21 protein-coding genes are annotated in these 25,696 nt (G+C 67.1%); 12 read left to right on the top strand and 9 right to left on the bottom strand.

Features of this window, described 5'->3' with window-relative positions; all coding sequences use genetic code 11:
• Nucleotides 1–31 precede the first annotated feature (31 nt).
• Both IB278_RS21380 and argB read left to right on the top strand, forming a co-directional pair.
• Nucleotides 32–1,129: a glycosyltransferase family 4 protein gene (locus tag IB278_RS21380; protein ID WP_145742207.1), complete on the top strand. Its 1,098-nt coding sequence runs from the start codon at nt 32–34 to the stop codon at nt 1,127–1,129.
• 68 nt (nt 1,130–1,197) lie between these two features.
• The gene (argB, locus tag IB278_RS21375; protein WP_145742205.1) at nt 1,198–2,091 is read left to right on the top strand and encodes an acetylglutamate kinase; all 894 of its coding nucleotides are present in this window, start codon (nt 1,198–1,200) and stop codon (nt 2,089–2,091) included.
• A gap of 10 nt (nt 2,092–2,101) precedes the next feature.
• Here the strand turns inward: argB and IB278_RS21370 are convergent, their stop codons facing one another.
• From IB278_RS21370 to galE, 3 genes are all read right to left on the bottom strand, one after another.
• Entirely contained in the window at nt 2,102–6,529 is a 4,428-nt protein-coding gene (locus IB278_RS21370; protein ID WP_192325301.1) for a class I SAM-dependent methyltransferase, read from the bottom strand.
• A 64-nt stretch (nt 6,530–6,593) separates the two neighbouring features.
• A complete protein-coding gene (locus IB278_RS21365) occupies nt 6,594–8,255 on the bottom strand; it encodes a glycosyltransferase family 2 protein (protein ID WP_225613056.1) in 1,662 nt (553 codons plus the stop codon).
• A 442-nt stretch (nt 8,256–8,697) separates the two neighbouring features.
• Entirely contained in the window at nt 8,698–9,735 is a 1,038-nt protein-coding gene (gene galE / locus IB278_RS21360) for a UDP-glucose 4-epimerase GalE (RefSeq protein WP_192325299.1), read from the bottom strand.
• A 120-nt stretch (nt 9,736–9,855) separates the two neighbouring features.
• Between galE and slmA the strand changes: the two genes are divergently transcribed.
• The 5 genes from slmA (at nt 9,856) to IB278_RS21335 (ending at nt 14,583) form a co-directional block, all read left to right on the top strand.
• Complete coding sequence (slmA, locus tag IB278_RS21355; protein WP_145742197.1) at nt 9,856–10,509, top strand: nucleoid occlusion factor SlmA; 654 nt, start codon at nt 9,856–9,858, stop codon at nt 10,507–10,509.
• Nucleotides 10,510–10,606: 97 nt separating this feature from the next.
• A complete protein-coding gene (locus tag IB278_RS21350; RefSeq protein ID WP_145742195.1) occupies nt 10,607–12,130 on the top strand; it encodes a catalase in 1,524 nt (507 codons plus the stop codon).
• Between the two features lie 149 nt (nt 12,131–12,279).
• Nucleotides 12,280–12,882 (top strand): DUF1326 domain-containing protein, encoded by a 603-nt coding sequence (locus IB278_RS21345; protein ID WP_145742193.1) that lies wholly within the window; start codon nt 12,280–12,282, stop codon nt 12,880–12,882.
• Nucleotides 12,879–13,703, top strand: a complete 825-nt coding sequence (locus IB278_RS21340; protein ID WP_192325297.1) for a DUF2182 domain-containing protein — start codon at nt 12,879–12,881, stop codon at nt 13,701–13,703. Before IB278_RS21345 ends, IB278_RS21340 begins: the two co-directional genes overlap by 4 nt.
• Entirely contained in the window at nt 13,696–14,583 is an 888-nt protein-coding gene (locus tag IB278_RS21335; protein ID WP_145742189.1) for a DMT family transporter, read from the top strand. Before IB278_RS21340 ends, IB278_RS21335 begins: the two co-directional genes overlap by 8 nt.
• Nucleotides 14,584–14,599: 16 nt before the next feature.
• Here IB278_RS21335 and IB278_RS21330 read toward each other — a convergent pair whose 3' ends face one another.
• Genes IB278_RS21330 through IB278_RS21305 form a run of 6 tightly spaced genes read right to left on the bottom strand, consistent with a single transcriptional unit; the run spans nt 14,600 to nt 20,959 of the window.
• Nucleotides 14,600–15,658, bottom strand: coding sequence for a malate/lactate/ureidoglycolate dehydrogenase (locus IB278_RS21330; RefSeq protein ID WP_145742187.1), 1,059 nt, complete (start codon nt 15,656–15,658; stop codon nt 14,600–14,602).
• A 7-nt stretch (nt 15,659–15,665) separates the two neighbouring features.
• Nucleotides 15,666–17,192: a UxaA family hydrolase gene (locus tag IB278_RS21325; RefSeq protein ID WP_192325295.1), complete on the bottom strand. Its 1,527-nt coding sequence runs from the start codon at nt 17,190–17,192 to the stop codon at nt 15,666–15,668.
• Between the two features lie 25 nt (nt 17,193–17,217).
• Nucleotides 17,218–18,612: a TRAP transporter large permease gene (locus IB278_RS21320; protein ID WP_145742183.1), complete on the bottom strand. Its 1,395-nt coding sequence runs from the start codon at nt 18,610–18,612 to the stop codon at nt 17,218–17,220.
• Between the two features lie 18 nt (nt 18,613–18,630).
• Entirely contained in the window at nt 18,631–19,188 is a 558-nt protein-coding gene (locus tag IB278_RS21315) for a TRAP transporter small permease (RefSeq protein ID WP_145742182.1), read from the bottom strand.
• 15 nt (nt 19,189–19,203) lie between these two features.
• On the bottom strand, nt 19,204–20,199 hold the full coding sequence (locus IB278_RS21310; protein WP_192325293.1) for a sialic acid TRAP transporter substrate-binding protein SiaP: 996 nt from the start codon (nt 20,197–20,199) through the stop codon (nt 19,204–19,206).
• Between the two features lie 46 nt (nt 20,200–20,245).
• Complete coding sequence (locus IB278_RS21305; protein WP_192325291.1) at nt 20,246–20,959, bottom strand: FadR/GntR family transcriptional regulator; 714 nt, start codon at nt 20,957–20,959, stop codon at nt 20,246–20,248.
• Between the two features lie 137 nt (nt 20,960–21,096).
• On the opposite strand from IB278_RS21305, the gene IB278_RS21300 reads away from it, so the two are divergent.
• From IB278_RS21300 to IB278_RS21280, 5 genes are all read left to right on the top strand, one after another.
• Nucleotides 21,097–21,831, top strand: coding sequence for an SDR family oxidoreductase (locus IB278_RS21300; protein WP_145742177.1), 735 nt, complete (start codon nt 21,097–21,099; stop codon nt 21,829–21,831).
• Entirely contained in the window at nt 21,828–22,574 is a 747-nt protein-coding gene (locus IB278_RS21295; protein ID WP_192325289.1) for an SDR family NAD(P)-dependent oxidoreductase, read from the top strand. Before IB278_RS21300 ends, IB278_RS21295 begins: the two co-directional genes overlap by 4 nt.
• A gap of 29 nt (nt 22,575–22,603) precedes the next feature.
• A complete protein-coding gene (locus tag IB278_RS21290) occupies nt 22,604–23,452 on the top strand; it encodes a fumarylacetoacetate hydrolase family protein (protein ID WP_192325287.1) in 849 nt (282 codons plus the stop codon).
• Between the two features lie 132 nt (nt 23,453–23,584).
• Nucleotides 23,585–24,367: a GntR family transcriptional regulator gene (locus IB278_RS21285; protein WP_192325285.1), complete on the top strand. Its 783-nt coding sequence runs from the start codon at nt 23,585–23,587 to the stop codon at nt 24,365–24,367.
• A gap of 17 nt (nt 24,368–24,384) precedes the next feature.
• Complete coding sequence (locus IB278_RS21280) at nt 24,385–25,587, top strand: ABC transporter substrate-binding protein (RefSeq protein ID WP_192325283.1); 1,203 nt, start codon at nt 24,385–24,387, stop codon at nt 25,585–25,587.
• Nucleotides 25,588–25,696: the final 109 nt, after the last annotated feature.

The following is a 25,696-nucleotide window of genomic DNA, read 5'->3' as shown; positions in this document are numbered from 1 at the left end:
CGGGAATTCTAGGGTTCCCCAACACCCACACATGATTGCTCTGATCGTCATCAGTTTCTTCGTCTCCGCCTTCGGGGTCCAGGTGTTCATGCGCCGCGCGCGCAGGCACGCCCGGCTCTATGGCGCCGACATGCCCCAGCGCTTCCACAAGGGCCACGTGCCGCGGCTCGGGGGGGCGGGCATCCTGCTCGGCATGGGCGTGGCCTGGATGGCCTCCGGCATCACCGGCACCGACCCGTTCAACGTGTCCTGGCCGCTCAAGACCTCGATGCTCACGCTGCTGTGCATCGCGCCGGCGGTCCTCGGCGGCATCGTCGAAGACGTGACACAGAACGTCAAGGTGCGCTGGCGGCTGGCGCTGACCATCGGCTCTGCGCTGCTCGCGTGCTGGGTGCTGGGCCTGGGCCTGTCGCGCACCGGCATCGAGGCGGTCGACGGCTGGTTGGCCATGGTGCCGTACGGCGCCGTGCTGTTCGCGGCTCTGGCCATCGGCGGGCTGCCGCATGCCTTCAACATCATCGACGGCTACAACGGGCTGGCAGGCACGGTGGCGGTGCTGGTGTGCCTTGCCATTTCGCACGTGGCGCTGCAGGTGGGCGACCGCCAGCTCGCGGCCATGATGGTCTGCCTGGTCGGCGCCACCATCGGCTTCCTGATCTGGAACTATCCGCGCGGCAAGATCTTTGCCGGCGACGGCGGCGCCTACGTGTGGGGCATGGTGATTGCGCTGGCCTGCGTGACGCTGGTGCAGCGCCACCGCGTCGTCTCGCCGTGGTTCCCGATGCTGCTGCTGATCTACCCGGTCTGGGAGACGCTGTTCTCCATCTACCGCAAGCTCGCGCGCGGGCAGTCGCCTGGCACCGCCGACGCGCTGCACTTCCACCAGCTGATCTTCCGGCGCATCGTGCGTGTGGCGTTCGCCGACGACGAGGCGCGCCAATTGCTCGCCCGCAACAACCGGACCTCGCCCTACCTCTGGATGTTCGCCGCGCTGTCGGTGGTGCCGGCCGTGCTGTTCTGGAACAACACGATCGTGCTGATGCTGTTCTGCCTGCTGTTCGTCACGACCTACGTGGGCGCCTACCTGATGATCGTGCGATTCAAGGTGCCGCGCTGGCTGCGCCCGTGACGGCCGGCTTCCTTGCTGCAAGAATTCCTTCCTCCCATCGTCCTCACCGTTTTGGAGCCCGCCCGCCCATGACCGATCCCGTCCTCAACATTCCCCCGCGCGACAAGGCCGAGATCCTGGCCCAGGCGCTGCCGTACATCCGCAAGTTCCACGGCAAGACCATCGTCATCAAGTACGGCGGCAACGCCATGACCGATCCGGCCCTGCAGGCCGACTTCGCCGAAGACGTGGTGCTGCTCAAGCTGGTCGGCATGAACCCGGTGGTGGTGCACGGTGGCGGTCCGCAGATCGAGGCGGCGCTCAACCGCCTGGGCAAGAAGGGCAGCTTCATCCAGGGCATGCGCGTGACCGATGCCGAGACCATGGAGGTGGTCGAATGGGTGCTGGCCGGCGAGGTGCAGCAGGACATCGTGGGCCTGATCAACCAGGCCGGCGGCAAGGCCGTGGGCCTGACCGGCCGCGACGGCGGCATGATCCGCGCGCAGAAGCTCAAGATGGCGGACCGCGCCGACCCCACCCTGCACCACGACGTGGGCCAGGTGGGCGACATCGTCTCCATCGACCCCAGCGTGGTCAAGGCGCTGCAGGACGACGCCTTCATTCCCGTGGTGAGCCCGATCGGCTTCGGCGAGGAGAACGAGAGCTACAACATCAACGCCGACGTGGTGGCCGGCAAGCTTGCCACCGTCCTCAAGGCCGAGAAGCTCATGCTCCTGACCAACACGCCCGGCGTGCTCGACAAGGACGGCAATCTGCTCACCAACCTGAGCGCGCGCGAGATCGACGACCTGTTTGCCGACGGCACCATCTCGGGCGGCATGCTGCCCAAGATCGAGGGCGCGCTCGATGCGGCCAAGAGCGGCGTCAACGCCGTGCACATCATCGACGGCCGCGTGCCGCACGCGATGCTGCTCGAGATCCTGACCGACCAAGCCTACGGCACGATGATCCGCGCGCGCTGAGGCCGCAGCCTCAGCCGTTCACGTTCACCCTCCCAACCGCGGGTTTCCGGCCCAGGAATTCGAATCCCGCGGCGCCCACCTCCTGCACCGACTGCGGCAGCTTCTCGAAATCGGTCCAGAGCGGCGTGCCGCGCAGCGACGGATCGCGCCACAGGTCCACGAGCTCGCCCGCGGGGGTCTCCCGGAAGCGTTCCGCGGCTTCGTCGGACACGTTGGCGCGCAGCGCCTGTTCGCACTCCGACGCCAGCCAGCTGACGGAGTGATTCGGCGCGAAATTCTCCGACACCCGCACGCGCTCGGCCTCGAACTCGCGGAACCACTGCTCCAGCCCGTAGCGGGTGCAGTTGAAGAAGTGCCAGGGCCGCTCGTGCAGCGGCTGCATGAAGGCCGTGCGCACCAGGATGCGGCCGCCGGGCTTGAGCACCCGCAGGAGCTCCGCCGCCACCTTCTGCGGTTCGCGGTAGTGCTCGAAGGCGTTCATGACGATCGCGGCATCGAAGACCGCGTCGTCGAACGGCAGCACGTGGGCGTCCGCGACCACGTCGGTGTGCCTGAACAGGCAGTATTCGACCTCGACCACGTTCTCGATCTTTTCCTGCGAGCCTCCGCCGCTGAGATTCAGCACCCACCCCTTGGTGCTCTTTGTGAGCTTCAGGGCTTCGGGCGGCAGCGCGTTGCTGACGTGCTCGGCGGGTTTTACCTCGGGCTCGCCGATGTCCTCGCAAAGAACAGCCCGGCCCTGGACGACGGGCCAGCGCCGCCAGCCGTCCACGGTCACCAGCGCGCCGCTTGCCGCATCGGCCGTCAGCTTGAGCCCGGTCTTGGGACAGCGAAGAATCGGCAGCAGCGCCTGGAGCCGCGACTTCGCGCCGTCGTCGCTCAGCGCCGCCTGCAGCGCCGGCGGTTTGCGCGCGAGCCGCTCGTCGATCAGCGACACCCAGGGATACTGGGCCTTGAAGTTCTCGATCAGCCGCTGGTAATTCTGCGGGACCGTTGTCTCGGCCTTGAGCATCGAGCCCGCATGCACGCGGTAGTCCGCGAGCGTTTGCGCCTCCCACACGCCGCGCTGGCCCTGCTCCGCGAGCCGGCACCAGAAGTCGAAGTCTTCCCAGCCGTGGCGAACGTGGTTGTAGCCCCCGACGATCGCCCACACCTCCTTCGAGACCAGCGCCATCGCATCGATGTAGTTGCCGGCCACGAAGCGCTGTGGCTCGTAGCGGGAGTCGCCCAGCAGCGCACTGGAGGCGCCGAAGTGCTGGATGGTCGGGTAGGCGAAGGCCACGCGCTCGGTGCGGATGGCGCGGCGCAGCTCCTCGCAGCATTTCGGGCGCAGCCGGTTATCGGCATCCAGGGGCAGCACGTAGGGGCTGTCCGCGAGGTGGAAGCCCGCATTGCGCGTGAGGCCCAGGCCGCTGTTGGCCTCATGCCGGGCAACTGCCACGCGGTTGAAGCGCCTGGCGTGCTGCCGGGCCCATGCCAGCACGGTGTCCAGCGAGCCGTCAGTCGAACAGTCGTCCACCACCACCAGGTCCAGCACCGCGAGCGTCTGGGCACGCACGGATTCCAGCGCCTCGACGATGAACTGCTCGTAGTTGTAGAGCGGAATGACGACCGTGACATCCGCAAGCTCGACCTCTTCGGCTCGGTGCTCGAACAGCACGTCGAGCGGCATCAGCTGGGGCCGGCGGATCGGCGTCGAGCGCACGCGCGCATCGAGTGCGAAGGCCCGCGCGGCCAGCGCATCGCCTTGCAGCTGGTCGAGCACCCGGCCGAACTGCGCGGCCCGCTGCAGCGGGCCGTACGAGGCCATCGCGCGCAGGAACGCGGCCGAGCCGATGCGGGTCCTGAGCTCGGGGTCGGAAGCAAGGCTTGAAAGGTGGTGGTACCAGTCGTCGGCGCTCGCGGCCAGGAAGCCCGACACGCCGTGCTCGATCGCCCGCGTGAACGGCCCGGTCGGCGACGCGATGGTGGGAACGTCGACCAGCGCGGCCTCGAAGAACTTCAATTCGCTCTTGGCCTCGCAGAAGGGGTTGCCGAATTCCAGCGGAGCGATGTTGATGTCGAAGCGCGCAATTTCGCGCGGCAGTGTCTCCAGGGTCTGGAAGGGCCGCCATTCGATGCGGTGCGCCAGGCCGGCCATCACCGGATATTCCTCCACGTCGACCAGGCGCATGCCGGACTCGGTCTGGAACAGCACCAGGCGGCACAGCTCGTTTTCGCGCAGCACGCGCGCGATCGCCTCGATGGCCAGGCCCAGGTCGCGCTGGTGCGTCCGCGATCCGCCGGCATAGCCGATGCGCACCAGGTTATCGGTGCGCGCGCTGCGCCACTGCCTCGCACTGCGGCGCGACAGCTCGAAGGTCTGGTCGTCGAAGCCGTTGAACAGCACATGGGTGGACTTGCCCGCCCAGCGCATGTGGTAGGCCAGTTCCTGCGTGCTGGCAATGCAGACGTCGGCCGCGAGCATGGACCTGCGTACGCTCGCGAAGAGCTCGCGCACCGCGGCTTCCGGATGGGCGTTGGAGCGGATGCCGTCGATCACCTTGGTGTCGGCCAGGTCCGGCTCGATCATCAGGTCGTCGATGTCGAACACCACCTTCTTGCCCTGCGCATGCATCAGCCCGATGGCTTTTTCGAGGGCGGAGCTCCACTGGGTGCGCCAGAGAATCATCACGTCGTGCCGCGAGGTCAGCTCGAGCCGCGCCTCCAGCTCTTCCTGCCGGACCCATTCCGCCGGCACGCCGTTCATCCGCGCAGCCTCGATGTAGCGCGCCACGCGGTACAGATGGCCGGGCGTATCCGCCTCGCCCGAGACATAGAAGATCGAGAACACCCGGCTCGGCAATACAGGAAGGGGCGGCGGCTCCGTGTCGTCGCTGCCGAGCAGGCCGGCGCGCCGCCCCTCTCGGGCGCCGACCAGCATGTAGTGAAGCAGCGGATTGAAGCCCGCCGCGTCCCCATAGCGCGCGGTGTATTCGGTGCCCGAGAACCACGGGCCGGGCTGGCGCCCTTCGGCCGCGCCGTGGGTGACGTAGTGCTCCGCGGGGTCCGTGCCGGCCGATGCGACGTCGGGGTAGGTCTTCAGGTACCACTCGCGATCGAAGTAGGGCGAGAACCGGACGATCTCCACCGCGCCCAGGTCCACCCGCTTGCCGGCAAGGCGGCGGGCAAGCAGCCGCAGGCGCCTGCGCAGCTTGGCCTTTACGCTCAGCGACGGGTCCACCCGCAGGCGCGTGAAGCGCTCCATCAGCGATTCGACCCGGTCTTCCTTCCGGTCGGCGAGGTTCTTCCAGGCCAGCGCGGTGCGCTGCTGCAGGCTCCTGGCGTCGCTGGTCTCGTTCAGGTCGTCGCGGGTCTTGTTCAGGTCGGAGGCCAATTGCGCCACGACATTCCGCAGCTCTGCCACGCGCCGGTTCGCCTGCTCGTGGGCGAAGCCGGTTGCGCGGGCGGCGGCTTCGGCCCGGGCGGCCTTCGCCTGCGCATCGCTGGCCTGCTTGCTCAGGTCTTCCAGCTGGGCGGCCTTCTGGGTCACCTCCTGGGACAGGGCGCTCACTTGCCCTTCGGCGCTGGCGCGGGCCTCGGCCTCGGCGGCGCGGGCGGCCGCCACCTGGGCCAGTTCCGCTTCCACCGGCGCGCGCTGGGCATGGACGTCGTGGATGCGCTGATGCAGGTCGGCCGAACCGAGCTGTTCGCGCGTGGTGACGAACCAGCGCGCGCCTAGGTGCGAGAAGCGCGACCTGGCGGCATCGGCGCGCTCGGGCTCGAGGTTGCACAGCGCCATGGCGGCGGCCGGCGCGCGGTCGCCCACGGCCAGCACGCCGAGCCCATGCCCGTGCAGGAACTCGAACGAGGGATAGTGAAGCGCCTGTTCGGCGAAGAAGCGGAAGACGCCGAAATTGCCGCTGCGCACATTGGTGTCGTGGAACAGCACCACGGCCTTGTCCGACAGCTTGGGAAGCCAGGTCTCGAAGTCGTGCTTGACCGCCTCGTAGGTGTGGAAGCCGTCGATGTGCAGCAGGTCGATGGAGCCGTCGGCGAAGTACGGCAACGCGTCGTCAAAGGTGGACTTCAGGAGCTCGGAGAAGGCGCTGAAGTGCTTGTCATGGAAGTCGCGCAGCTCGTGGTAGACCTGCGCGTCGAAATGCCCGGCGTGCTCGTCTCCGGCCCAGGTGTCCACGGCGTAGCAGCGCGTGGCCGACTTGAGCCGCGCAACGGCCTCGCAGAATGCCGCGTACGACACGCCATTGTGCGTGCCCAGTTCCACCAGCAGGCCCGGCTTGCAAGCCGCCACGATCCAGAACGCGAACGGCGTGTGGGTCCACCAGGCACTGGCCTTGCCGAGCAGGTGCGGCGTCCAGAAAAGTGGGTCCAGCACCGGGTGCGTCAGCACGTCGAGCGACTTGTCGACCGTCGGAAGAATGAGGGTAGGTTCTTTCATTTGTATTCCTGCCCGGACGAGTCCGGGCCTCCGCTAGAAAGTCGATGAAACCGCCGCACCCGCCTCAGCGCGCGAGCTGCCATTGCTGGCCGGCGCTGGGGGCCAGGTGCGCGCCGGTGACCCAGTCCAGCTGGACATTCGGGTTGTGATAGGGGTCGTGCTCGAAGCGATCGATCCACTTGGCGCTGGCATGCGCCTGCTCGCGCGCTGCCCGCTGCTGCTTCTCTTCGGAAACATGGTCGTGCCCGCGCGAGGCGCTCTCCAGGTGCAGCAGCGAGGCAAACGGCGTGCAGATGTTGCGGTAGCCCGCATCGTTCACCTTCAGGCACAGGTCGATGTCGTTGTAGGCCACCGGCAGGTGCTCGCCGTCGAAGCCGCCCACCTGCTCGAACACCGAGCGCCGAACCGCCAGGCAGGCTCCCGTGACCGCCAGGTAGTCGCGCGTGCCGGCGAGCCGCCCGTCCAGGCCGGTGTCGGTGGCGCCATCGGTGCGGCAGACATGCATCGCCAGCGGGCCGTGCTGCAGCATGACGCCGGCGTGTTGGACCGTGCCGTTGCCGTACAGGAGCTTGGCGCCCACGCAGCCGATGTCCGGCCGCATGGCTTCGCCGACCATCTCCCTGAGCCATCCGCCATCGAGGATCTCGATGTCGTTGTTTAGGAAGAGCAGCACCTCGCCGGTCGAGGCCTGCACGCCGGCGTTGTTGATGGCCGAGAAATTGAACGGGCCAGGCACGCGCAGCACGCGCACGCGAGGGTCCGCGGCCAGCTCGGCGAAGAGCGACAGCGTCGCCGGCTCGACGCTGTCGTTATCGAGGATGAGGACTTCGAAATCCGGATAGTCGGTCTTGCGCAGCAGGCCGTCCAGGCAGGTCCTTACCAGATGGGCACGGTCGCGCGTCGGCACGAGCACGCTGACCCGTGGCGCGGGGCTGGGCAGTGAGCGGCGGACATGGTTGACGAACTCCGCGATCGGCGAGGGCAGCACCTCGGCCGCCATACCCGTCTGCCAGAACGCCGCTTCAGCCGCCACCCGCCGGGCCGCCGCCGCATAGGCCTCGACGGCCTGCCGCGTGTCGCCCGCATCGATGATTGGCGGGACCTGCCGGTGATACAGCACCGAGGGAATATGGCGCACCTGGCTGCAGGGCAGCGGCATCGCCACCCTGCAGTGCAGGTCGTAGCTTGCGGCCGGCTCGAATTCGGCGCGAAAGCCTCCAGCTGCGAGAACGTTGGCGCGCTTCATTACGCACAGCCCGTCCAGCAGGTCGAAGCCGAGCTGGGCCTCGGGATCCCATGCCGACTTGAAGCGCGGCTTGCAGCGGGCCTGGCCCTCGGCGATCCAGTCCTCGTCCGCATAGATGACCGCCGCATCGGGCCATTTCGCGAGCGTGAGCTGGATCGACGAAACGGCCCGCGGTGCGAGCCGGTCGCCCGCGAGGATCACTCCGAACCAAGTCTCGGCCGTGTGCTCGAGCGCGAGTTGCTGCAGTTCGAGCCGGCTTGCCGGCGCGTTCGCGGCCACGAGGCGGATGTTGATCGAATCGCGGACGAACGAGAGCGCGTTGGTGACCGCTTCCGCGCGCAAGGGGGTGCATGCCACCACCACATCGAACCGCTGACACAACTGTGGGGAAAGCGAGGCCAGGGTGGCGCGCAACCCTGCATCGTCGCCGCTGTCGGCGATTGCGAAGGTGATGCCGTGCCGGTACGGGAGATGCGCCAACTCCAGGCGCAGCGCCGGATCTTCTTCCTTTGCGCAGGATACTTCTACGTCGGTCCATGCCAGGTATTCGGCATCCGTGAAGGATGAAAACCTGCACGCTGCAGCCCAATGGGCATATCGCGCTTGATCGATAGACAAATCATTCTCCAAGTCTTCAAGGGGCGGCGGTACCGAGGACTCTCTGGCATGCAGAGGCCCACCGAATCAGAATACCGAGAGAAGCAGCCAAGGAAGAACCGCAGGCTGGTAACAGCCTGTTTGAGCTTTGGCTTATTCAGTCCGGATGTATGTGCTCGTTACCAGCGTACGCAGCGGTTTGCCGCGACCTGAAGGACAACGTGCCGACTGAATACCAGCACTTGTCTGATTTCGATGGCGGCAAACCGGTGCCCCCAAGCGGACGCCGTGCCGCAACGGTCAGAACCGCCCGCGGCCAAAGCCACTAGCGATCCATGGCTCTGGTGTCGTAGCCGTTCGGATTGCCCTGCTGCCAGCGCCAGCTGTCGGCGCACATCTGGTCGAGCCCGCGGTGCGCGCGCCAGCCGAGCGTGGCTTCTGCCAGCGAGGGATCGCCCCAGTACGCGGGCACGTCGCCGGGCCGGCGCGGGCCGATCTCGTAAGGCAGCGGACGCCCGCTCGCGCGCTCGAAGGCATGCACCACCTCCAGCACCGAGGCGCCGCGGCCGGTGCCGAGGTTCAGCGTGACCAGGCCCGCATGGCCTTGCGCATGCCGAAGCGCCGCCACATGCCCCTCGGCGAGGTCCATCACATGCACGTAGTCGCGCACGCCGGTGCCGTCGGGCGTAGGGTAGTCGTTGCCGTGGATCAGCAGCTTGTCGCGCTGCCCCACGGCCACCTGGCACACGAAGGGCATCAGGTTGTTCGGCTTGCCCTGCGGGTGTTCGCCGATGAGCCCGCTTTCATGCGCGCCGACCGGGTTGAAGTAGCGCAGCAGCGCAATGCGCCAGCCGGGCTGCGCGCGCTGCAGGTCGGCCAGCGCCTCTTCCACCATGCGCTTGGAGCGGCCGTAAGGATTGGCCGGCCTGCAGGGCGCGTCTTCCGGAATGGGGGAGTGGTCGGGTTCGCCGTACACCGTGGCCGAGGACGAAAAGATCAGCGTCCGCACGCCCGCCTGCTCCATGGCCGAGGCGAGCACGAGGCTGCCGTGCACGTTGTTGTCGTAGTAGGTGAGCGGGTCGGCCACCGAGTCGCCCACGGCCTTGAGGCCCGCGAAGTGGATTACGGCCGAAAAGCCTTCTTCGCCCAGCACGCGGTCGAGCAGGGCCCGGTCGCGCACGTCGCCCTCGATCAGCCGCGGCGCGCTGCCGGTGATCTGCCGCAACCGCTCCAATACCCGGATGTCGCTGTTGCCCAGATTGTCGAGAATCACCGGTGTGTATCCGGCGGTGGCCAGCGCGACGCAGGTGTGGCTGCCAATGAAACCTGCACCACCCGTCACCAGAACGCTTTTTGGGGCCATGAGAACTCTTGCTTGGTTGGATGGGCCGATTCTGTACGAGCTTTCCCGGGGCCGGTTTGCGCGCGCTCACTGCGCGGCCCTGTGCGAGAATCAATTGATTACATCTTTGCACGCGCTTCCATGCAGAACGAAGAGACAAGCCATCCCGGCACAGAAACCCCTACCGAGACGTCGACGCCCGTCGCGCCGGTCCGAAAGCGTCCCAAGCCCGGGGAGCGGCGCGTGCAGATCCTGCAGGCGCTGGCCGCCATGCTCGAGCAGCCCGGCGCCGAGCGGGTGACGACCGCGGCACTGGCCGCGCGGCTCGACGTCAGCGAAGCCGCGCTCTACCGCCACTTCGCGAGCAAGGCCCAGATGTTCGAAGGCCTGATCGACTTCATCGAGCAGAGCGTCTTCACGCTGGTGAACCAGATCCTCGAGCGCGAAGGCGCGACGGGGGCCCAGCAGGCCGCAAAGATCCTCACGCTGCTGGTGCAGTTTGCCGAGCGCAACCCCGGCATGACGCGCGTCATGGTGGGCGACGCGCTGGTGTTCGAGAACGAGCGTCTCCAGCAGCGCATGAACCAGTTCTTCGACAAGATCGAGGCCACCCTGCGCCAGGTGCTGCGCGGAGCAGCCGCCGCGGACGGCTCGGCCACCCCGAGCGTCGATGCGCAGGTGCGCGCCGCCGCGCTCACGGCCTTCGTGGTCGGGCAGCTGCAGCGCTTCACGCGCTCGGGCTTCCGCCGGGCGCCGTCGGAGCACCTCGAAGCCACGATCGCGCTGATCGTCTAGGTCGGCCGCCTATCGAGGCGATAGCTCAATGTGATGCAGCAGGGCTGCGTCCATTGAGAGAATGCATGGGCTCATCAACTCAAGAGGAAGCCCACCCATGACCGATTCCCGCAAGCTCACCACCGAAAACGGCGCGCCCGTCGAGAACAACCAGCAGTCGCAGACGGCGGGCCCCGGCGGCCCCGTGCTGATGCAGGACCACCACCTGATCGAAAAGCTCGCTCGCTTCGACCGTGAGCGCATTCCGGAGCGCGTGGTGCATGCGCGCGGTTCGGGCGCCTTCGGCACCTTCGAGGTCACGGCCGACGTGTCGAAATGGACCAAGGCCAGGTTTCTGAGCCAGGTCGGCAAGAAGACCGAGGTGCTGGCGCGCTTCTCAACCGTGGCGCTCGAGCTCGGCTCGGCCGACACCGTGCGCGACCCGCGCGGCTTCGCCCTCAAGTTCTATACCGAAGAAGGCAACTACGACCTCGTCGGCAACAACACGCCGGTCTTCTTCATCCGCGATCCGCTCAAGTTTCCCGACTTCATCCACTCGCAGAAGCGCGATCCCTACAGCCATGTGCAGGAGCCCAACAACGCCTGGGACTTCTTCTCGCATTCGCCCGAGGCCACGCACCAGTTCACCTGGCTGTTCGGCGACCGCGGCATTCCGAAGAGCTACCGCCACATGGACGGCTTCGGCTCGCACACCTTCCAGTGGGTGAACGCCAAGGGCGAGGCCTTCTGGGTCAAGTACCACTTCAAGACCAACCAGGGCATCGAGACCTTCGTGGCCGAAGAGGCGCAGCGCGTGGGCGGCGAAAACCCGAACCACCACCACCTCGACCTGCTGCATTCGATCGAGCGCGGCGAGTTCCCGAGCTGGCGCGTCCAGGTGCAGATCATGCCGGTGGCCGAGGCGCAGACCTACCGCTTCAACCCCTTCGACCTGACCAAGGTCTGGTCGCACAAGGACTATCCGAAGATCGACATCGGCATCCTCACGCTCAACCGAAATCCCGACAACTACTTTGCCGAGATCGAGCAGGCCGCGTTCAACCCGGCCAACTTCGTGCCCGGCATCGGCCCTTCGCCCGACAAGATGCTGCAGGGCCGGCTGTTCAGCTACGGCGACACGCAGCGCTACCGCCTGGGCATCAACCACACGCAGCTGCCGGTGAACCGCCCGCACGCCACCACGGCGCAGAACTACGGTCGCGATGGCGCGATGCGCGGCGACGGCAACGGCGGCCGCGGTCCCAACTACGAGCCCAACAGCTTCAGCAACGCACCCAAGCAGAGCAACGAGCCGGTCTACGCACCGCTCGAGATCCATGGCTGGACCGGCAGCCACCAGTGGCAGAAGCACCCCGAGGACAACGACTTCGTGCAGGCCGGCGACCTCTACCGCCTGATGGACGAAGCCGCCAAGGAACGGCTGGTGAACAACATCGCGGGCGGCCTGGGCGCGGTGACGCGGCAGGACATCATCGACCGTTCGGTGAGCTACTTCCGCCAGGCCGATGCCGACTACGGCGCGCGGCTCGACAAGGCCATCAAGGCCGTGCAGGCGAAGCTCAAGGGCGAGGAAGTGAGCGTGCAGGTCGGCAAGCCGGCGCACGACGCGAGCCGCAGCTGATCCGAGGCGGCAATGGGGTACCCAGGGGAGGGCGCGGGGCGCGGCATCGCACTCGACTTGCTTCATCGCGAAGCGTAGGATCAGCGCCCCCTTGCCGCTGAGTCGCGGCGACAAGCCTGTGTTCGTGTGGCTTCTGAACGGAGGTTCGTATGAGCTATCACCTGGAAGGTCGCCTGCTCGAGGTATGCAACTGCAACGTCCTGTGTCCCTGCTGGATCGGCGAGGACCCTGACAACGGCACCTGCGACACCATCGTCGCGTGGCGCATCGACAAGGGAACCATCGACGGCGTCGACGTTGGCGGCAACACCATCGCGGCCGTGGCGCATGTGCCCGGAAACATCCTCGAAGGCAACTGGACGGCGGCGATCTTCGTCGACGAAAACGCCTCCAAGGCGCAGGAAGAGGCGCTGCTCAAGGTCTACACCGGGAAGGCCGGCGGACCCATCGCCGATCTGGCCGCCCTCATCGGCCAGGTGGTGTCGGTCGAGCGGGCGCCGATCCGCTTCACCGTGAACGAAGGCAAGGGCGAGTTGGAAATCGGCAAGGACTACTACGCCGAACTCGAGCCCTACCGCGGCGCGACCGGCGGCCAGACCACGCTTTCGGACACCGTGTTCTCCACGGTGCCGGGCGCGCCGGTGTTCGTCGGCAAGGCGCCCACCTACCGCTCGAAGAACCCTGCCCTCGGCATCGATCTCGACATCAAGAACCACAACGCCCTGCAGAGCACCTTCGTCTTCGACGCATGAGCCTCCGCCCGGCCGTTCCGAAGGGGGCTGCTCGCACTGCCGTGAGCCACCGACGCGTGTTCCTGCCGGTTCTTGCCGCGCTGGTCATGCTCGCGTGGGTGGTGTTGTGGGCCTGGGCGCGCAGCCCTTACGGACGCTATCTCGAACACGGCGACTGGACCGCCTCCGGGCCAGCCGCGTTCCTGTGCCAGGCCATTCCCGCCGGCGGCGTGGTCGTGCCTGCAGTGCTCTATGCCTTTGCGTGGATCCTCATGACAATGGCCATGATGCTGCCGACCACGCTGCCGCTGTTCAACGCCTTCGACCGCCTGACCGCGGGGCGCTCGGACCACGCGCGCCTGCTCGTGATGCTGGGGCTCGGCTACATGGCCGTGTGGGGTGCCTTCGGGCTGCTGGCGCACGGGCTCCACAGCGCGGTGCTGGCGCTGCTCGCGAGTGCGCCCACACTGGCCTGGCACGGCTGGGTGATCGGCGCCGCGACCATCGCGCTGGCCGGCGCCTTCCAGTTCAGCAGCCTCAAGCACAAGTGCCTCGAGAAGTGCCGCACGCCGCTCGGCTTTGTCATCGAGCACTGGCGCGGCCGTGCGCAGGCCCGCCAGGCCTTCGCGCTGGGCCTGCACCACGGCCTGTTCTGCGTCGGCTGCTGCTGGGCGCTGATGCTGCTGATGTTCGCGCTCGGCACCGGCAGCCTGGGCTGGATGCTTCTGCTGGCCGCGGCCATGGCGCTGGAAAAGAACGTTCCCTGGGGCCATCGCCTGAGCGCACCGATGGGCTTCGCGCTGCTGGGTTGGGCGGCTTTCATGGTGGCGACGCATGTCTGAAGCCATCTCCGAGGTGCGCCGCGCGCCGTCCACCCTGCAGACCGTCGCGCTGACCGCGGTGGCCATGGTGGCGTTCGCGGCCAATTCGCTGTTGTGCCGGCTGGCGTTGCAGCAGCGCGGCATCGATCCGGCCAGCTTCGGCAGCATCCGGCTGGTGTCCGGTGCGCTCACGCTCGCGCTCGTCGTGCAGTTCCGGGCGCGGCCTGCTGTGCCCGGCCGCGCCGACTGGCTTGCGGCCGCCATGCTGTTCGCCTACGTCGCGTTCTTCTCCTTTGCCTACCTCAGCCTTTCCGCGGGCACGGGCGCGCTGATCCTGTTCGGCGCTGTGCAGCTCACGATGCTGGGCGCGGGCCTGGGCTCCGGCGAGCGCTTCGGGCCCGTGGCATGGCTCGGCTTCGTGCTGGCGGCCGGCGGGCTCGTCTACCTGGTGCTGCCGGGCGTCGCGGCGCCGCCGCTGCTCGGCGCCGTGCTGATGGCCATCGCCGGCGTGGCATGGGGCGTGTATTCGCTGCGCGGCCGCGGCGTGCCCGATCCACTGGCCGCCACCGGCCGCAACTTCATGCGGGCCGTGCCGCTGGCGCTGGCGCTGAGCCTTGCCTTCATGATGCGCGCCCATGCGGATGCCACCGGCATCGCGCTGGCCGTGGCCTCCGGCGCATTGACCTCGGGCCTCGGTTATGTCGTCTGGTATGCGGCGCTGGCGCGCCTGTCGGCCATGCAGGCGGCCACCGTGCAGCTGTCGGTGCCGCTGCTGGCCGCGTTCGGCGGCGTGCTGCTGCTGTCGGAGGCGATCACGCCGCGGCTGGCGGCCGCCTCGGTGGCCATCCTGGGCGGCATTGCGATCGTGCTGAGCCAGAAGTCGCGCAACGCGCGCCGGTAGACACCAGCGCCCTTTGCTACGCGACGGCCACGCCCACCTTGGCCCCGGCCGCGACGATCTCGCTCCACGTCGCATCGTCCAGCCAGATGCCGTCGCGCTCGCGCGCCACGCGTGCGGCGCGCTCCGGCTCGCCCGCGATCTGCACCTGGTCGAAACCGGCGCCCGGCGGGCTCTGGCGCAGCCAGTCGACGAAGGCTGTCGCTTCCTGCGCGAAGCTCTCCTGGGTGCCGAGCCTGGCGGGGTCGATCAGGATCGTCAGCATGCCGTTGAGCACCGTACGCGCCGTGTCGGCCGGGCGGTGCCAGGTGCCGCCGCCGGTGAGTGCGCCGCCCAGCAGCTCGCAGGCCATCGCCATGCCGTAGCCCTTGTGTTCGCCGAAGGTCATGAGCGCGCCGAACAGGCCATTGGACTGCGGCACCACGACCACGCCCGGGTCGTTGGTGGGCGCGCCGCGCTCGTCGATCAGGTAGCCGTCGGGCACGCGTTCGCCCTTGTTGTGGGCGACGCGCATCTTGCCCTGCGCCACGCGGCTGGTCGCGAAGTCGAGCAGGAAGGGCTCGGCGCCCGCCAGCGGAATGCCGATGCAGCACGGGTTGGTGCCGAAGCGTCCGTCGCCGCCGCCCCATGGCGCCACCACGGGCCGCGACAGCACGTTGACGAAGTGCATCGAGACCAGGCCCTCGGTCGTCGCCATTTCGGCGAAGTGCCCGATGCGGCCCAGGTGGTGCGCATTCGCGAGCGTGAAGATGCAGCTGCCGTGTTGCTTCGCCCGCTCGATGCCGAGCGCCATCGCCTGCACGCCGACGATCTGGCCGTAGCCATGCTGGCCATCGAGTGCGAGCAGGGTGCCGATGTCGGTGTTGACCTTGACCGCGGCATTCGGCACGAGCCCGCCTTCGGCCACGGCGTCGACATAGCGCGGCAGCATGCCCACGCCGTGCGAGTCATGGCCGCTCAGGTTGGCCAGCACGAGGTTCGCGGCCACCTGCGCGGCTTCGGCCGGCGTGCTGCCGGCGGCTTCGAGGATGCGGGCGCATTGCGATCGCAGAACAGAGGCGGGAAGGGTTTGGGACATAGGTTCCTTACATGACTGCGCCGACTTGCCACGGCACGAATTCATTTTGGCCGTAGCCATGTTTCTCGCTTTTCGAGGGTTCGCCGGATGCCGTGGCCAAGACCAGTTCGAAGATGCGCTGCCCCATCTCCTGGATCGAACTGGTGCCATCCACGATCTCGCCGCAGTTGATGTCCATGTCCTCTTCCTGCCGCTGCCACAGCGCCGAGTTGGTCGCGAGCTTGAGCGAGGGGGAGGGCGCGCAGCCATAGGCCGAGCCGCGTCCGGTCGTGAAGCAGATGAGGTTCGCGCCGCCCGCGACCTGCCCGGTGGCGCTCACGGGGTCGTAGCCCGGCGTGTCCATGTAGACGAAGCCGTGCGCCGTGACCGGCTCGGCGTATTCGTACACCGCCTCGAGGTTGCTGGTCCCGCCCTTGGCCACCGCGCCGAGCGATTTTTCGAGGATGGTCGTGAGGCCACCGGCCTTGTTGCCCGGCGAGGGGTTGTTGTTCATCTCGCCTTCGTTGATTGCGGTGTAGTGCTCCCACCACTTGATGCGGTCCACCAGCTTCTGGCCGACCTCGCGCCGGACGGCGCGGCGCGTGAGCAGGTGCTCGGCGCCATAGACCTCGGGCGTTTCGCTCAGGATGGCCGTGCCGCCGTGCGCCACCAGCAGGTCGACCGCCGCACCCAGCGCCGGGTTGGCGCTGATGCCCGAATACCCGTCCGAGCCGCCGCACTGCAGCCCGATCGTGATGTGCGCCGCGCTGCAGGGTTCGCGCTTGACCGCATTGGCGCGCGGCAGCATCTCGTTGATCAGCGCGATGCCTTTGTCGACCGTCTTGCGCGTACCGCCGGTGTCCTGGATGTTGAAGGTGCGGAAGTTCTCGCCTTCGGCCAGGTGGCCGGTCGCGAGCCAGGCATTGATCTGGTTCGCCTCGCAGCCCAGGCCCACCACCAGCACGCCCGCGAAGTTCGGGTGCGTGGCATAGCCCGTGAGTGTGCGCTCCAGGATCTGCATGCCCATGCCCTGCGTGTCCATGCCGCAGCCCGTGCCGTGGGTGAGCGCCACCACGCCGTCGACATTCGGGTAGCCGGCCAGCGCCGATGGATTGGTCTTGCGCGAGAAGTGGTCGGCAATGGCGCGCGCCGCGGTGGCCGAGCAGTTCACGCTCGTGAGCACGCCGATGTAGTTGCGCGTGGCCACGCGGCCGTCGGCCCGCTTGATGCCCATGAAGGTGGCCTCGCGCTTCGCGGGCGCAGGCTTCACGTCGGCGCCGAAGGCGTAGTCGCGCTCGAAGTCGCCCTTGTCGGGGCCCATGTCGAGGTTGTGCGTGTGCACGTGCTCGCCGGCCGCGATCGGCTTGCTCGCGAAGCCGATGATCTGGTTGTAGCGGCGCACCGGTTCGCCAACGGCAATGGCGTGCGTCGCCACCTTGTGCCCGGCGGGAATCAGGCCGCGCACGGCAAAGTCTTCGACCTTGGCGCCGCCGACCAGCTGGCTGCGCGCGATCACGACATCGTCGGCCGGATGCAGGCGAATGAAGGGATTCATCGTGGAACTCGTGTTGTGTTGGGGATCAGAAGAACATTTTCGGCAGCCAGAGTACCAATGAAGGTACATAGGTGATCACCACCAGTGCCAGCAGCAGCGGGATGAGCCAGGGAAGAATGGCCATCGTCGTGCGCTCGAAGCTCAGGCCCGCCACGCGCGCCAGCACGAACAGCACCATGCCCATCGGCGGATGCAGCAGGCCGATCATCAGGTTCAGCACCATCACCAGGCCGAAGTGGATCGGGTCCACGCCGAGTTGCGTGGCAATCGGCAGCAGGATCGGAACCAGAATGGTGATGGCGGCCGTCGGCTCCAGGAAGCAGCCCACGAACAGCATCAGCAGGTTGGCCAGCAGCAGGAACACCCAGGCTTCCTTGGTGAAGCCCAGCACCCAGCTCGCGATGTCGGTGGTCACGCCGGTGGCGGTGAGCATCCAGCCGAAGATCGACGCGGCCGCCACGATGAACAGCACGGTGGAGGTGGTCTCGATGGTGTCGAGGCAGACCTTGACGAACATCTTCCACGACAGCGTCTTGTACCAGCCAAAGCCCAGGATCATCGCCCACACGCAGGCGGCAATCGCGCCCTCGGTGGGTGTGAACAGGCCCGTGCTCATGCCGCCGATCAGCAGCACCGGCGTCATGATGGGCAGCAGCGCCTCGAAGCGGAAGATCCGGTCGAGCACGAACAGCGATGCGAGGCCCGCCAACACCGTGAGCTGCGGCGGCGTGCCCAGCTTGGCCACCAGCAGCCACATCAGCAGCGGCCAGGCGATCACCACGGCGAGCTCGCACATGGCCTTGAAGAAGCGCGTGCTCGAGAACTTGACGTCGCCGCCCCAGCCGTTGCGGTGCGCAAAGTAGGCCACCGTGAGCATCATCAGGATGGCCAGCAGTGCGCCGGGCAAGATGCCCGCGAGGAACAGCGCCCCCACCGACACATTGGCCATCATCCCGTAGATCACGAAGGGCAGGCTGGGCGGAATGATCGGGCCCAGCGTGGCCGAGGCGGCCGTCACGCCCACCGCGAACTCGGTCGAATAGCCGTGCTCCTTCATCGCCTTGATCTCGATGGTGCCCAGGCCCGCGGCATCGGCAATGGCGGTGCCGCTCATGCCTGCGAAGATCACCGAGCCGAGCACGTTCACATGGCCCAGGCCGCCCTTGAGCCAGCCCACCAGCGCGAGCGCGAAGTTGTAGATGCGGGTGGTGATGCCCGCGTTGTTCATCAGGTTGCCGGCCAGGATGAAGAAGGGCACCGCCAGCAGCGGAAAGCTGTCGATGCCGCTCACCATGCGGTGGATCACGACGAAGGGCGGCAGGCTGCCGCTCGCGAGGATGTAGGCCAGCGAGGCACCGGCCATGGCCACGGCCACCGGAATGCCGCCCGCCATGAAGACAAGGAAGAATATTTTCAGCATGCAGATGTTCTCGGGGGCTCAGCGGTCGGCGAGCGTGGACTCGGGGCGTTCGAGCACGCTGTAGCCGCGTTTCCAATGGACGCGCGCGACCTGGACCGAGCGCCAGGTCATCGCGACGAAGCCGAACAGGCACAGGCCGTAGACGATGTTCATTGGCGCATCGACGATCGTCATGCGCGTGGTGTTGCCGATCTTCAGCATCATCTGCACCGTCATGACCACGGCCGCGGCAAAGAAGGCAGTGCGCAGCACATCCACCGCGCGCGAGATCCAGCGGCCCATGGCCGCCGGCATGTGGCGGTAGAAGAAGTCGACCTGGATCTGGTTGTTCTTCGCGACCCCGATCGCGGCGCCGATGAAGACCACCGCGATCAGCATGTAGCGCGCCACCTCCTCGGTCCATGCGGCCGAGTCGTTCATCACGTAGCGCGTGACGAACTGGTAGAACACCGTGAGCGCGAGCATCCAGAAGATCGCAAGCGAGATCCAGCCTTCGGCGATGGTGTGGGAAAGGTCGACGGCCTCGTCTTCTGCGTGGAAGTGCCCTTCGTCGTCGATGATCTTCGGTTCAGTCATGCCGGCGCCCTGGGTTCACTTGATGCTCGTGATGCGGTCGTAGTCCTGCTGGCGGTAGCCATGGTCCGTGGGCTTGGTGTTCTTCAGCACGGCTTCGCGGAACGCGGCCTTGTCCACCGTGATCACGTTGTTGCCGCGCTTCTTGAACTCGTCGACCAGGCGGATTTCCGAGGCGATGATGTCGCGGCCGGTCTTTTCGGCGGCCTCCTGCATCACGTCGGCGAAGATCTTCTTCTCGTCGGCCGAGAGCTTGCCCCACAGCTGGCCGGAGACCACGGTCAGCAGCGAGTCGACGATGTGGCCCGTGAGCGAGATGTTCTTCTGCACCTCGAAGAACTTCTTGGCCTCGATGGTGGGCAGCGGGTTCTCCTGCGCATCGACCGTGTTGTTCTGCAGCGCCAGGTAGACCTCGGCGAACGCGATGGGCGTGGCGTTGGCGCCCAGCGCCTTGGGGAAGGCCAGGTAGGCCGGTGCGTCGGGCACGCGGATCTTCAGGCCCTTCATGTCTTCGGGCTTGGCCACCGGCCTGGCGGCGCTCGAGGTGACGTGGCGCGCGCCATAGTAGTTGAGCGCCGTGATGTGGTTGCCGCTCTTCTCGTCGTAGCCCTTGGCGAGCTCCTGGAACACATCGCTCTTGGCGTACTTCAGCAGGTGCTCCGCATCGCGGAAGATGAACGGAAAGTAGGTCACGGCCAGCGGCTTGTAGGTGTTGCCCGCGAAGCTGGCACCGGTCAGCACGATGTCGACGGTGCCCAGCGTCAGGCCCTGGTTGATGTCCGACTCCTTGCCCAGGCTGGAGGCCGGGAACACCTGGATGTCGTACTTGCCGTTGGTGCGCTTCTTGATTTCTTCCGCGGCCCACACCGAGTACTTGTGGAACGGCTCGGAGGTTTCGTAGACGTGTGCCCACTTGAGCTTGGTCTGCGCGCCGGCGATGCCGGCCGTGCCCAGCACGGTGGCCGCCAGGGCGCAGGCGGCGATGGCCTTGAGGGTGTTGTGTTTGCTGTTCATCGGTTTGTCTCCGTTGGTGTGATGTGTTGAAGAAGTCGCTGGCGGTTCAGGACGAGGCTTTCCTGGCGCGGCGCCAGCTCGCGCTGAACCGCTGGTGCGAGTTGTCCATGTGGGCGTGCATGGCGGCGCGCGCGGCCTCGGCATCGCGTGCGGCCACGGCGTCGCGGATGGCCTCGTGCTCGGCAATGGCGGAGCGCCAGGAGGCCACCGTCTCGAAGTAGCCGCCCAGCCGCGTGAAGATCGGTCCGTTGCGCGAATCCCAGAAGCTCTGCACCGTTTCCACCAGCACGGCGTTGCCGCTGGCATTGACGATGGCCACGTGGAATGCGCGGTCGCCTTCGAGCGGCAGTATTTCGCGGTCGGCGAGCCCGCGCATCGCTTCGATGGCGCGGCTCATGGCGTCGATGTCCTTGCGCTTGCCCACCGCGGCTGCAATGGCAGCAGTCTCGCCCTCGATCACGCGGCGCGCGCGAATCAGCTCCAGAGGCCCCCATTCGGTGGGCGCCACCGGCTTGCTCGCGCGATGCGAGCGGTCCAGCACGTAGACGCCCGAACCGGTCCGGACCTCGACCCAGCCCTCGACCTCGAGCGCGATCAGCGCCTCGCGCACCGAGGGCCGGCTCACGCCGAGCTGCTTGGCCAGGTCGCGCTCGGCCGGCAGCCGCGCGCCGGCCAGGAACTCGCCCTTGCCGATCAGTCCTCGGAGCTGGTCGGCAATCTGGCGATAGAGGCGCTGGGGTTCGACGGTCTGGAGCGGCACGGCGGGGGGGTTAAGGGTTGTCCTGAATTGGACAAGTGGTAAGGCCAATTCAGAATACGATCCGCACTGCGCCGCTGCCATCGGGCCAAACCCTGAACGCCCGGCAGCCAGCGCCCCATTTTTCCAAGGAGACATGCATGAGACTCAAGGGCAAGACCGTGCTCGTGACGGCGGCCGGACAAGGCATCGGCCATGCGAGCGTGCTCGCGATGGCCGCCGAAGGCGCGCAGGTCTGGGCGACCGACGTGAACGAGAAGTTGCTCGAGCGCTACACGGGCGTCGCCAACGTGCGCACGGCCCGGCTCGACGTGCTCGACAAGGACGCGATCGTCGCCTTCTTCAAGAGTCTTCCCGCGCTCGACGTGCTGTTCAACTGCGCCGGCGTGGTGCACAACGGCACCGCGCTCGAGGCCACCGACAAGGACCTCGAATTCGCGTTCGCCCTCAACGTGCGCGCGCAGTTCTGGACCATCCAGGCCGCGCTGCCGGGCATGCTGGCCGCAGGAAGCGGCAGCATCATCAACATGGCGAGCGTGTGCTCGAGCATGAAGGGCCTGCCCAACCGCTTCGTCTACGGCACCACCAAGGCCGCGGTGCTGGGCCTGACCAAGAGCGTGGCGGCCGACTTCGTGGCGCGCGGCATCCGCTGCAATGCCGTGTGCCCCGGCACGGTCGACACGCCCTCGCTCGGGGAGCGCATCAATGCCAACGAGGACCCCGAGGCGGCGCGCCGCGCCTTCATCGCGCGCCAGCCCATGGGCCGGCTCGCGCAGGCCGAGGAAATCGCGCCCGTGGTGGTGTTCCTGGCCAGCGACGAATCGGTGTTCGCCACCGGCCAGGCCTTCACGGTCGACGGCGGCATCACCATATGAACCAGCTCGATTTCGCGGGCCGCCACGCAGTGGTGACCGGCGGCGCGAGCGGGCTGGGCTACGGCATCGCCGAGCGGCTGATCGCGTCGGGCGGCAGCGTCACGCTGTGGGACCGCGACGCAGCGGCCGCGCAGAAGGCCGCAGCGGCTCTGGGCGGCAAGGCCTTCGCCGTGACGGTTGACGTGGCGCAGCAGCCTTCCGTGGCCCGGGCAGTGGCGGCCACGCTGGCGCATGCGCCGCGCATCGATGCACTGGTCAACAGCGCCGGCATCACCGGCCCCAACACGAAGCTGTGGGACTACCCGGTCGACGACTGGCGGCAGGTGATGGAGGTCAACATCAACGGCGTGTTCCTGTGCTGCCGCGAAGTGGTGGCGCAGATGCGCGTGCAAGGCTACGGACGCATCGTCAACATCGCCTCGGTGGCCGGGAAAGAAGGCAACCCCAACGCCAGCGCCTACAGTGCGAGCAAGGCCGCCGTCATTGCGCTCACCAAGTCGCTCGGCAAGGAACTGGCCGACACCGGCATCCGCGTCAACTGCGTGACGCCCGCGGCGGTGAAGACCGCCATCTTCGACCAGATGACGCCGGAGCACATTGCGTTCATGCGGTCGAAAATACCGATGGGCCGCTTCGGCACGGTGGAGGAAGTGGCCGCAATGGTCGGCTGGCTCTGCACCGAAGATTGCTCGTTTTCCACCGGCGCCGTGTTCGACCTGTCCGGCGGCCGCTCCACTTACTAGATAGTCAGTCTCCCCCAAGAAAGGACCACATGAAACTCGTTCGCTATGGCAATCCCGGCAAGGAAAAGCCCGGCCTCATCGACGACAACGGCCAGCTGCGCGACCTGAGCGCGCTGGTCAAGGACATCGGGCCCGAGCAGCTCGGCGATGCCGCGCTGGCCAAGCTGCGCAAGCAGAAGGTCGACAAGCTGCCGCTGGTCAAGGGCAAGCCGCGCTTCGGCAGCCCGGTGGCCAATGTCGGCAAGTTCATTGCCATCGGCCTGAACTATGCCGACCACGCGGCCGAGTCCGGCCTGCCGATTCCGAAGGAGCCGGTGGTCTTCATGAAGGCCACCAGCTGCATCCAGGGCCCGAACGATCCGGTCATGCTGCCCAAGAACTCGGTCAAGAGCGACTGGGAGGTCGAGCTCGGCGTGGTCATCGGCACGCGTGCGCGCTACGTCTCGCAGAAGGATGCACTCAACTTCGTGGCCGGCTACTGCACCATCAACGACGTGAGCGAGCGCGAGTTCCAGATCGAGCGCGGCGGCACCTGGGACAAGGGCAAGGGCTGCGACACCTTCGGCCCGATCGGCCCGTGGCTCGTGACGCGCGACGAAGTGCCCAACCCGCAGAAGCTGTCGATGTGGCTCGACCTCAACGGCAAGCGCATGCAGACCGGCAGCACCAGGACGATGATCTTCAGCATCGCCAAGATCGTGAGCTACCTGAGCCAGTTCATGACGCTCCTGCCCGGCGACGTCATCACCACCGGCACGCCGCCCGGCGTGGGCCTGGGCATGAAGCCGCCGCTCTACCTGAAGAAGGGCGACGTGATGACGCTGGGCATCGAAGGCCTGGGCGACCAGCGCCAGGAAGTGATTCCGTTCAAGCTGTAAGCGGCGAGCGAGCAGCCACAAACGGCGCGGCGGGCATTGGCCCGGCGCGCCGTTCTTCTTTGTGCCGCTGCGGTTTTAAATGTCCCATTGACAGAACATTGAAAGTGCAAAAACATCAAAGGCATGTCGCAGATGCCTTTGCCGAAGTACCACCAGATCTACCTGGTCCTGCGTGAGCAGCTGCACGAAGGCCGTTTTGCGGAGGGGCTGCCCGGCGAACTCGCGCTCATGGCGCAGTTCAACGTGGCGCGCGTCACGGTGCGGCGCGCGCTCGAGCAGCTGTCTTCCGAAGGCCTGATCGCGCGCAACCCAGGGCGCCGCACGCGCGCACTGCCGCCCGTGCCCGCGAGCGAAGCGAACAGCGGCAGGAGCATGGAGCGTGCCAATCTGCGCGGCCTGCTCGAGAACCTGGTGACGATGGGCCTGCACACCTCGGTGAAAGTGATCGAGGTCGCCACCATCACGGCCTCCACCCAGGTGGCCGAGGCGCTGCAGCTTCAGCTGGGCGACCCGGTGCAGAAGGCGGTGCGCGTGCGCTCCACCAAGGAAGGTCCGCTTTCGCACATCACCACCTACGTGCCCGATTCCATCGCGCGCCGCTTCGGCCGCCGCGAGCTGTCGAAGAAGCCGATCCTCGTGCTGCTCGAGGAATCGGGCGTCAAGGTGGGGCGCGCGCACCAGACCATCTCCGCGCGCCTGGCCGACAGCCTGATCGCGCAGCACCTTGACGTGTCGGTCGGCTCCGCGCTGCTCGCGGTGCGCCGCCTGATCTACGACGAGGACGAGCGGCCCGTGCAGTGGCTGCACGGCCTCTACCGCCCCGACCGCTACACCTACGAGATGCAGCTCTCCCGCGTGGGCGGCATCGACGCGAAGGTGTGGGTCAGCAAGGACGTGTCAGCCCAGTTCAACTGAAGAAAAAGGAAAGCCCCATGCAGAACCGCCGCAGTTTCGTGTCGCAGTCCGCCGCCCTGGCGACCGCCGTCGCCTTCCCGCTCGTGGCCGGCGCGCAGCCCAAGACCGTCAAGGTCGGCGTGCTGCATCCGGTCACCGGGGCGCTGGCCTACTCGGGCCAGCAGTGCCGCCTCGGCGCGCTGATGGCCATCGAGGACATCAACGCTGCCGGCGGCATCAAGTCGCTCGGCGGTGCGAAGCTCGAGGCCCTGCTGGGCGACGCGCAATCTCAGCCGCAGGCCGGCGCGGCCGAGGTCGAGAAGATGAACGAGGCCGGCGTCTCGGCCATCGTGGGCGCCTACGCCTCGGCCATCTGCCTGGCGACCACGCAGGCGGCGGCCAAGTACAACTTGCCGCACGTGGTCGACGTGGGCGTGGCCGACCAGATCGTCGAGCGCGGCCTGAAGAACACCTTCCGCTTCGGCCCCGGCTACAGGAAGTCGACCGAGGTGGCCATGGCCAACCTGCTGGTGCTCAACAAGGCCGCGGGCAACCCGGCCAAGACGGTGATGATCATCCACGAGGAGTCGCTGTTCGGCGCCGGCACCGCGCAGCTGCTCTCGCGCGAACTGCCGGGCTACGGCTTCGAGGTGAGGGAGGTGGTGAAGCACGCCAACCCCACGCGCGACTTCAACAACATCGTGCTGCGCATGAAGTCGGTCAACCCCGACATCGTGATCCCCGCCAACTACTACAACGAGTACGCGCTGCTGGTGCGCACCATGCAGCAGCAGAAGGTGGTGCCCAAGGCGATCTTCTCGGTGCTGGGCGGCGCCGCGTCGAGCTACAAGTTCGTGAAGGAGTTTCCGGACGCGGCCAACGGCATCATCGACTGCAACCACTGGTTCAACCCGAAGGACAAACGCTCGCAGGAGCTGCGCAAGCGCGTGGAAGCCAAGGGCCAGTTCTTCAGCTACGAGGTCTTCATGACCTACACCGCGATGTGGCTGCTGGCTGATGCGCTGGAGCGCGCGAAGTCGGCCGAACGCGCCGCCATCGTCGATGCGCTGGAGAAGAGCACCTTCTCGAATCACATCATGCCGTACGGTCCCACGAAGTTCGTCAATGGACAGAACGAGGGCGCACAGCCGTTGATGACGCAGGTGGTGAAGAACGACATCAAGGTGATCATCCCGCGCGACTACCGCGAGGTGGAGCCTGTGTTTCCGCTCAGGGCATGAACACGTTACCGCATGGTGTGGGCACGCTGCGGGTGCGCCCTTCGTATTCCGGCCGCGCCTGTTCCACCCTGGAGCCCGGTATGCGGTGCGGGCCGGGCGATCCCCTCTG

Origin of the sequence: Variovorax sp. VRV01, from assembly GCF_014852545.1 — a bacterium.
Taxonomy (GTDB): Bacteria; Pseudomonadota; Gammaproteobacteria; order Burkholderiales; family Burkholderiaceae_C; genus Variovorax; species Variovorax beijingensis_A.
The sequence above is the reverse complement of the archived record's forward strand: the minus strand, read 5'-3'. Positions and strand labels throughout refer to the sequence as shown.